This window comes from Poseidonocella sp. HB161398 (genome assembly GCF_005870025.1).
Taxonomy (GTDB): domain Bacteria; phylum Pseudomonadota; class Alphaproteobacteria; order Rhodobacterales; family Rhodobacteraceae; genus Mangrovicoccus.
Genome location: NZ_VATA01000286.1, coordinates 1 through 580, shown reverse-complemented (window position 1 = coordinate 580; position 580 = coordinate 1). Strand labels below are relative to the sequence as shown.

The following is a 580-nucleotide window of genomic DNA, read 5'->3' as shown; positions in this document are numbered from 1 at the left end:
CGGCTGAAGGCGAAGGGCCATTCCGCCAGCCCGGGACCGTTGCCGGGCCTGATGACCCGCGGCGACCCGACCGTGACCACTCATGCCAGGCCAGGGCGAGACCGCCGGACCCCGCTCAGCGCCGCCCCTCACTCCCGAAAGGGATCAAGACGCGTCTCCGCCGAAACAGAGCCCCGGACCCTCGGCAGCAGTGCGGCTCGGGACGCCAAAGTGCCGGTCCAGTATCGCGTCCGTTACCTCCCCAACCGTCCGGCGCGCCTCTTGGGCCCCGGCTCCGGCAACATCCAGGAGGGCGATCATCGCCTCCGCCCCGGTCGTGGCGGCAAGAGCATTGACTAGGCGCGCCTGCCCGGCCGCGTCGAGGCCGCTCTCTCCCTCCGAAAGCGCCCGCCGGTACATCTCGAGCCGCCGTCCGCCACGGCGCGGCGTTCCGGGTGCCGTTGCGCTGGCCAGAAGCGCCATGCCGACGAATTGCCGGAACTGCACCTCATGAGCCAGTGACAAGTCGAAGAAATAGAGGCTGATCGCGCGGAGCTTCCCGCGAAGGTCCGCGGCACCGGCAGTGATCTCCTCGTAGCCC

General features: G+C 70.2%; 1 protein-coding gene. It reads right to left on the bottom strand.

Going from position 1 to position 580, the window contains the following annotated elements; genetic code table 11:
* Nucleotides 1-144: 144 nt before the first annotated feature.
* Nucleotides 145-580: hypothetical protein (locus FGX59_RS38060; protein WP_171061036.1), on the bottom strand; the 436-nt coding region annotated here is incomplete at its 5' end.